A 7,182-nucleotide genomic window follows, 5' to 3' on the forward strand; every position below is an offset into this window, starting at 1 on the left:
CGCCTGAACACACCAGAAAGCCCTGCGCCCCCGCACCGCTCCAAGAGCGACACGAGGGCACAGGGCCTACGACGAACCAACCCGGAAAACCCGGAGAACGAGAACTACTCCTCGCCCTCCTCCTCATCCGACGGCGCATCCGTGGGCGCGGACGCGGCACCGTCCGCCTCCAGCAGCCGAGCCAGCTGCCGGCCCACGATCCGCTTGAACTTCCGCTGCTGCGGCCGCGTACGATCCAGCACCGCGACCTCCAGACGCTCAGCGGGAATCTCCCGCTCCCCGCCGTTCGGCTCCCGCGACAACGCCTGCACAGCGAGCTTCAAAGCCGCCGCCAGACTCATCCCGTCCTCATGGCGCTGATCCAGATAACCGCTGATCTGCTCGGCATTACCACCCACCGCGACCGACCCGTGCTCATCCACGATCGAACCGTCATGCGGCAAGCGATAAATCTGGTCACCCTCGGGCGTCTCCCCGACCTCGGCGACCACCAACTCCACCTCGTACGGCTTCTCCGCCGCACTCGAGAAAATCGTGCCCAAAGTCTGCGCATACACGTTCGCCAGACCACGAGCCGTCACATCGTCACGGTCGTACGTGTAACCCCGCAGATCGGCATAACGCACCCCGCCGATACGCAAGTTCTCGTACTCGTTGTACTTACCGGCCGCGGCGAAACCGATCCGGTCATAGATCTCGCTGAACTTGTGCAGCGCACGGGACGGGTTCTCGCCGACGAACACAATGCCGTCGGCATACTGCAGCACAACCAGGCTGCGACCACGGGCAATACCTTTACGGGCGTACTCCGCCCGGTCGGCCATCGCCTGCTGGGGTGAGACATAGAACGGCGTCGACACCGGCTATCCGTCCCTTTCTGTCAGTGACTGGACGATCATTCCGCAACCGCCTCAGAGAAGCGCGGCCCGCGGGCCGTCGGGCTGCTCGAGACGCCGCTCCAGGATCGAGCGGGCGATCTCCGAGGCCTCGTCATCGGTCAGCCTGCGGAAACCCTCATCCGAAATGACGGTCACGATCGGATAGATCCGGCGGGCCACATCCGGACCACCGGTCGCGGAGTCGTCGTCCGCCGCGTCGTACAGCGCCTGCACCACGAGCGTGGTGGCCTGCTCCTCCGTCAGATCATCCCGGTAGAGCTTCTTCATCGACCCACGGGCGAAGATCGAACCCGAACCCGTGGCGGCATAACCATGCTCCTCGGAACGGCCACCCGTCACGTCGTACGAGAAGATCCGACCCCGCTCACGATCCAGGTCGTACCCCGCGAACAACGGCACCACGGCCAGCCCCTGCATCGCCATGCCGAGGTTGGAACGGATCATCGTCGAGAGCCGGTTCGCCTTGCCCTCCAGCGACAGCGTCGCACCCTCGACCTTCTCGAAGTGCTCCAGCTCCAACTGGAACAACTTCACCATCTCCACGGCCAGACCGGCCGTACCGGCGATACCCACCGCCGAGTGCTCATCCGCCGGGAACACCTTCTCGATGTCCCGCTGCGCGATCATGTTCCCCATCGTCGCCCGCCGGTCACCGGCCAGCACCACACCACCCGGGAACGTCGCGGCCACGATCGTGGTGCCGTGCGGCGCCTCGATCACGCCCTTGACAGGCGGCAGTTGACGATTGCCGGGCAGCAACTCCGGCTGCTGCGCCGAGAGAAAGTCCACGAAGGACGAGGACCCAGGCGTCAGGAAGGCAGCTGGTAGACGCCCGGTGCTACGAGGATTGGCTTCCACGAGTTTCCTTCCAGGTAAGCGGCGGCCCGCCTCATGGCGTCCGGTCGATCCTTGAACTGGCCCAACCCCGCGTTGCAGCTGAAGCACAGCACGCCACGGACCCTACCCGTCTCGTGACAGTGATCAACATGTTCCGCGGGAGCCGTGAGACAGATGCAACACACGCCCATCTGCTGGGCTTTGAGGTCATCCAACTCATGAGGCGTCAGGCCGTACTTGCGCTTGAAGTAGCTGATCCGATTCCGCTCCGCGCGGCACTCGCGGCAGTAACTTGCCCAGCCATCGGACGAGGACTTGTTGCGCTCCCAACCGGAATGCGGCTTGACCTCGCCACAGTCCGGGCAACGCTTGTGCCCCCTCGGAACGGGCACCCGGATCCGCACCGACATCCCCTTGGCCTCCTGGCGCTGCCGGTAGTACTCGGCTGCGCACTCCCGGCAATACGCCTGGAGGCCATCCTTCATGGATCTGTTGCCCGCAAACGCATCGCGCGGCAGGGACCGCCCGCACCGCGAGCAACGCTTCGATCCATCCATCTCAGACATCGATCAACCTTCGATTCGAAGGAAGAATCACTCTCCACCCTTCTGAACGAAGGACCTCACGAAATCCTCGGCGTTCTCTTCCAGGACATCGTCGATCTCGTCCAGAACCGAGTCGACATCGTCGCTCAGCTTCTCCTGGCGCTCCTTGAGGTCCTCCGAGGCCTCGGCGTCCTGCGCCTGCTCCTCGACCTCCTCGGTGGAACGTGTCGCCTTCTGCTGTCCGCCGCCAGTGTCCTTGGTCGCCATCTGACTCACCCCGCTCGGTGTCGACGTTCGACGTTCTTGATCAGACCCTACGGTCTGGGTCCGACATTGGCCCCGCACTTCATCCAAAGCGCGGGACCCACCCCAGTGATTCCCTGCCTGCGCGCTTTCAGCCGCAGATCAGTTGCCGGAAAGGACCCGGACCAGGTCCTCGGCGGTCCTGCACCGGTCCAGCAGTTCCTTGACGTGGTTCCGCGTGCCGCGAAGGGGCTCCAGGGTGGGGACGCGCTGGAGCGAGTCACGGCCCGGCAGGTCGAAGATGACCGAGTCCCAGGAGGCCGCCGCGACGTCGTCCGCGTACTGCTCCAGGCAGCGGCCGCGGAAGTAGGCGCGAGTGTCCTCCGGAGGCTTGCTCTCGGCGCGCTGTACGTCGGCCTCATCGAGGAGGCGCTTCATCTTGCCGCGGGCCGCGAGACGGTTGTAGAGGCCCTTCTCGGGGCGTACGTCGGCGTACTGGAGGTCGACGAGGTGGAGCCGGGCGGCGTCCCAGTCGAGGTTGTCGCGCCGGCGGTAGCCCTCCATGAGTTCCCGTTTGGCGATCCAGTCGAGTTCGCCGGAGAGGCTCATGGGGTCGGTCTCGAGGCGGGTGAGGACGTCTTCCCAGCGGGTGAGTACGTCCTTGGTCTGCTCGTCGGCGTCGGAGCCGTACCGTTCCTCGACGTATTTGCGGGCCAGCTCGAAGTACTCCATCTGGAGCTGGACCGCGGTGAGTGTGCGGCCGCTGCGCAGCGTGACGAGGTGCTTGAGGGTGGGGTCGTGGGAGACCTGGTGGAGGGTGCGTACGGGCTGGTCGACGGCGAGGTCCACGGCGATGAAGTTGTCCTCGATCATGGAGAGGACGAGGGCGGTGGTGCCCAGCTTCAGGTAGGTGGAGATCTCGGAGAGGTTGGCGTCGCCGATGATGACGTGGAGGCGGCGGTACTTCTCGGCGTCGGAGTGCGGCTCGTCCCGGGTGTTGATGATGGGCCGCTTGAGGGTGGTCTCCAGGCCGACCTCGACCTCGAAGTAGTCGGAGCGCTGGCTGATCTGGAAGCCGTGTTCGTGGCCGTCCTGGCCGATGCCGACGCGTCCGGCGCCGGTGACGACCTGGCGGGAGACGAAGAACGGGGTGAGGTGGCGCACGATGTCGGAGAAGGGGGTTTCCCGCTTCATCAGGTAGTTCTCGTGCGTGCCGTAGGAGGCGCCCTTGTTGTCGGTGTTGTTCTTGTAGAGGTGGATGGGCTGGGCGCCTGGGAGCTGGGCGGCTCGTTCGGCGGCTTCGGCCATGATGCGTTCGCCGGCCTTGTCCCAGAGGACGGCGTCACGCGGGTTGGTGACCTCGGGTGAGCTGTACTCGGGGTGTGCGTGATCGACGTACAGGCGGGCGCCGTTGGTGAGGATCACGTTGGCGAGGCCGATGTCCTCGTCGGTGAGCTGGCTGGAGTCCGCTGATTCGCGGGCGAGGTCGAAGCCCCGTGCGTCGCGCAGCGGATTCTCCTCCTCGAAGTCCCAGCGGGCGCGTCGTGCCCGGTGCATCGCCGCCGCGTAGGCGTTGACGATCTGGGATGAGGTGAGCATGGCATTGGCGTTGGGGTGTCCGGGGACGGAGATGCCGTACTCCGTCTCGATGCCCATTACTCGCCGTACGGTCATGCGGCCCTCCTTGCCCGGCGGCGCTCCCCTGTGGGAACGGCGCTCAAGTACCGCTGGGTCTCCGGTGCGTGTGCGGTGCCCGTCCCCGCACTGCGCGATTCGGCGGTACGGATGAGCCTAGAACGCCTTTGCGCTGGTGGGGAGATCAATTCAGTCATTGCTCGTGCGTGGTCGGTGTCCTGGAAAACAGTCGGCTGCGGGTACCCCCGTGATGGGCACCCGCAGCCGCCCTGCTCTTTTACAGGTACTGTCCGGTGTTTGCCACCGTGTCGATGGAGCGTCCGGTGTCTGCGCCCTGTTTTCCGGTGACGAGGGTGCGGATGTACACGATCCGTTCGCCCTTCTTTCCGGAGATGCGGGCCCAGTCGTCGGGGTTGGTGGTGTTGGGAAGGTCCTCGTTCTCCTTGAATTCGTCTACGCACGCCTGGAGGAGGTGCGCGACGCGGAGGCCCTTCTGGTTCTGTTCGAGGAAGGCCTTGATGGCCATCTTCTTGGCGCGGCCGACGATGTTTTCGATCATGGCGCCGGAGTTGAAGTCCTTGAAGTAGAGGACTTCCTTGTCGCCGTTGGCGTACGTGACTTCGAGGAAGCGGTTCTCCTCGGATTCGGCGTACATGTGCTCGACGACGGACTGGATCATGGCGACTGCGGTGGCGTCGCGGTCTCCGGTGTGTTCGGCGAGGTCTTCGGCGTGCAGGGGCAGCGTGGACTTCAGGTACTTGGCGAAGATGTCCTTGGCTGCTTCTGCGTCCGGGCGCTCGATCTTGATTTTCACGTCGAGTCGGCCGGGGCGCAGGATGGCGGGGTCGATCATGTCCTCGCGGTTCGAGGCGCCGATGACCACGACGTTCTGCAGGCCTTCCACGCCGTCGATCTCGGCGAGCAGCTGGGGGACGATGGTGTTTTCCACGTCGGAGCTGACGCCGGATCCGCGGGTGCGGAAGAGGGATTCCATCTCGTCGAAGAAGACGATGACGGGGGTGCCTTCGCTGGCTTTCTCGCGGGCACGTTGGAAGACGAGGCGGATCTGCCGCTCGGTCTCGCCGACGTACTTGTTGAGGAGTTCGGGTCCCTTGATGTTGAGGAAGAAGCTCTTGCCGGCGGCTTGGCCGGTGACTTCCGCGACCTTCTTGGCAAGGGAGTTGGCGACGGCTTTGGCGATGAGTGTCTTGCCGCAGCCGGGCGGGCCGTAGAGCAGTACGCCCTTGGGGGGCCGCAGTTCGTGCTCTTTGAAGAGGTCGGGGTAGAGGTAGGGGAGTTCGACCGCGTCCCGGATCAGTTCGATCTGGTTGCCCAGGCCGCCGATCTGTTCGTAGCCGATGTCCGGGACCTCTTCGAGGACGAGCTCTTCGACTTCGCTCTTGGGTACGACTTCGTAGACGTATCCGGAGCGGGGTTCGAGCAGGAGTGCGTCGCCGGGCCGGATGGTGATGTCAAGGAGGGGCTCGGCGAGGCGGACGACGCGTTCTTCATCGGTGTGGCCGACTACGAGGGCGCGTTCGCCGTCCTCGAGGATTTCCTTGAGGGTGACGATGTCTCCGGCGCGCTCGTATTCCATGGCCTCGACCACGTTGAGCGCTTCGTTGAGCATCAGTTCCTGGCCGCGCCTGAGCTCGTCGAGTTCGACGCTGGGGCTGACGTTCACGCGGAGTTTGCGGCCGCCTGTGAAGATGTCGCAGGTGCCGTCTTCGTTGGCTTGCAGGAAGACGCCGAAGCCTGCGGGTGGCTGTGCGAGCCGGTCGACTTCTTCTTTGAGGGCCACGATCTGGTCGCGGGCCTCACGGAGTGTGTTCGCGAGCCGTTCGTTCTGGGCGGAGACTCCGGCCAGATTTGTCTGCAGCTCGACGATCCGCTCTTCGAGAATTCTCGTGTGCCGCGGAGAGTCGGCGAGCTTACGTCGCAGGACGGCGATCTCCTGCTCGAGATAGGCAATCTGACCGGCGGGGTCGTCGGACCCTCGACCCGGGCGGATGCCGCGGTTCATGTCGTCGTCGTGGGCTGCCACGGTCCTCACCTCCTCCAAGGGGAGCTGGACGCTTCCTGACCCTACCTGGGCCGGTAGGGATTGAAACCCCTAGATCACAAAGAGGTCGGGGTGTGTCCGATCTTCACCCTTGCGTACTCCCTCACGCCAGGTGAATACCCACGGAACAACATCGAAAAGCGAGCGGTTGTAGGGTCGGAACGTTCAACACCCGTCAGGGCGGGCCCGACTTGCCAGTTGCGGGCCGCTTGTTCGGGGCGGTTCGGCGGAGGGCGATCGAGGGTCATGACGGTGCGGCACGAGGGCGGGGCGACGGCTGTCGATGCGGAGCTCGAGGTGTGGATCGACCAGGATCTGTGCACCGGGGACGGGATCTGCGCGCAGTACGCGCCGGAGGTCTTCGAGCTGGACATCGACGGTCTCGCGTATGTGAAGAGTGCCGACGACGAGTTGCTGCAGGCTCCGGGGGCTACGACGCGGGTGCCGCTGCCGTTGCTCGCGGATGTCGCCGATTCGGCGAAGGAGTGCCCGGGTGACTGCATTCATGTACGGCGTGTGACGGACCGTGTCGAGGTGTACGGGCCGGACGCGGAGTAGCGGCCCGTACACCCTGTGTGGTGGTCAGATGCTTTTGGCGGCGGGTTGTTCGGAGCGTACGAACGACCCGTCCTGCCATTGCCACTTGGCGTTGTCCTCGGTGTCCGGGCAGCAGCTCGGGACGTCGGGTGAGGAGTAGCCGAGGAGGGTGGCGGTCACGGCGCCGTCGCGGACGGCGAAGTCGGTGACGCTGAGCCGGTCCTTGGGGTCGACGAGGGTGGCGACGACGCGGGGTTTGCCCTGGGCGGGTTGTGCGATGACGTAGACGCCGCTGGGCGGGGTGCCGGAGCCAGAGGCGCAGCGTACGACTGCGACGGTTTCCGGGTTGCCGTCGGCGTCGAGGTCGCCGGTGGCTTTTTTCTGGACCTGGGGGGCGGTGACGCCGCACTGCAGGGGGTAGTCG

8 protein-coding genes are annotated in these 7,182 nt (G+C 65.1%); 1 reads left to right on the plus strand and 7 read right to left on the minus strand.

The features are described from left to right. Positions 1-104 precede the first annotated feature (104 nt). The 6 genes from prcA to arc form a co-directional block, all read right to left on the minus strand. Positions 105-860, minus strand: a complete 756-nt coding sequence (prcA, locus tag GUY60_RS31540) for a proteasome subunit alpha (RefSeq protein ID WP_161704054.1) — start codon at positions 858-860, stop codon at positions 105-107. 51 nt (positions 861-911) lie between these two features. Continuing rightward, on the minus strand, positions 912-1,757 hold the full coding sequence (gene prcB / locus GUY60_RS31545) for a proteasome subunit beta (protein WP_161704056.1): 846 nt from the start codon (positions 1,755-1,757) through the stop codon (positions 912-914). Beyond that, positions 1,709-2,302: an endonuclease VII domain-containing protein gene (locus tag GUY60_RS31550; protein ID WP_161704058.1), complete on the minus strand. Its 594-nt coding sequence runs from the start codon at positions 2,300-2,302 to the stop codon at positions 1,709-1,711. The genes prcB and GUY60_RS31550 overlap by 49 nt, the downstream gene beginning before the upstream one ends. 27 nt (positions 2,303-2,329) lie before the next feature. Next, the gene (locus tag GUY60_RS31555; RefSeq protein WP_161704060.1) at positions 2,330-2,548 is read right to left on the minus strand and encodes a ubiquitin-like protein Pup; all 219 of its coding nucleotides are present in this window, start codon (positions 2,546-2,548) and stop codon (positions 2,330-2,332) included. Positions 2,549-2,686: 138 nt separating this feature from the next. Further along, on the minus strand, positions 2,687-4,198 hold the full coding sequence (gene dop / locus GUY60_RS31560; protein ID WP_161704062.1) for a depupylase/deamidase Dop: 1,512 nt from the start codon (positions 4,196-4,198) through the stop codon (positions 2,687-2,689). 238 nt (positions 4,199-4,436) lie between these two features. Next, positions 4,437-6,203 carry a proteasome ATPase gene (arc, locus tag GUY60_RS31565; RefSeq protein ID WP_161704064.1) on the minus strand — a complete coding sequence of 589 codons (1,767 nt, stop codon included), beginning with the start codon at positions 6,201-6,203 and terminating at the stop codon, positions 4,437-4,439. A gap of 264 nt (positions 6,204-6,467) precedes the next feature. Between arc and GUY60_RS31570 the strand changes: the two genes are divergently transcribed. Then, positions 6,468-6,779, plus strand: a complete 312-nt coding sequence (locus GUY60_RS31570) for a ferredoxin (RefSeq protein ID WP_161704066.1) — start codon at positions 6,468-6,470, stop codon at positions 6,777-6,779. A 24-nt stretch (positions 6,780-6,803) separates the two neighbouring features. On the opposite strand, the gene GUY60_RS31575 is transcribed toward GUY60_RS31570, so the two are convergent. Then, positions 6,804-7,182 (minus strand): hypothetical protein (locus GUY60_RS31575; RefSeq protein WP_161704068.1); only part of this gene is annotated, 379 nt, incomplete at its 5' end.

It is taken from the genome of Streptomyces boluensis, assembly GCF_009908195.1.
In the GTDB taxonomy this organism is placed as follows: Bacteria; Actinomycetota; Actinomycetes; order Streptomycetales; family Streptomycetaceae; genus Streptomyces; species Streptomyces boluensis.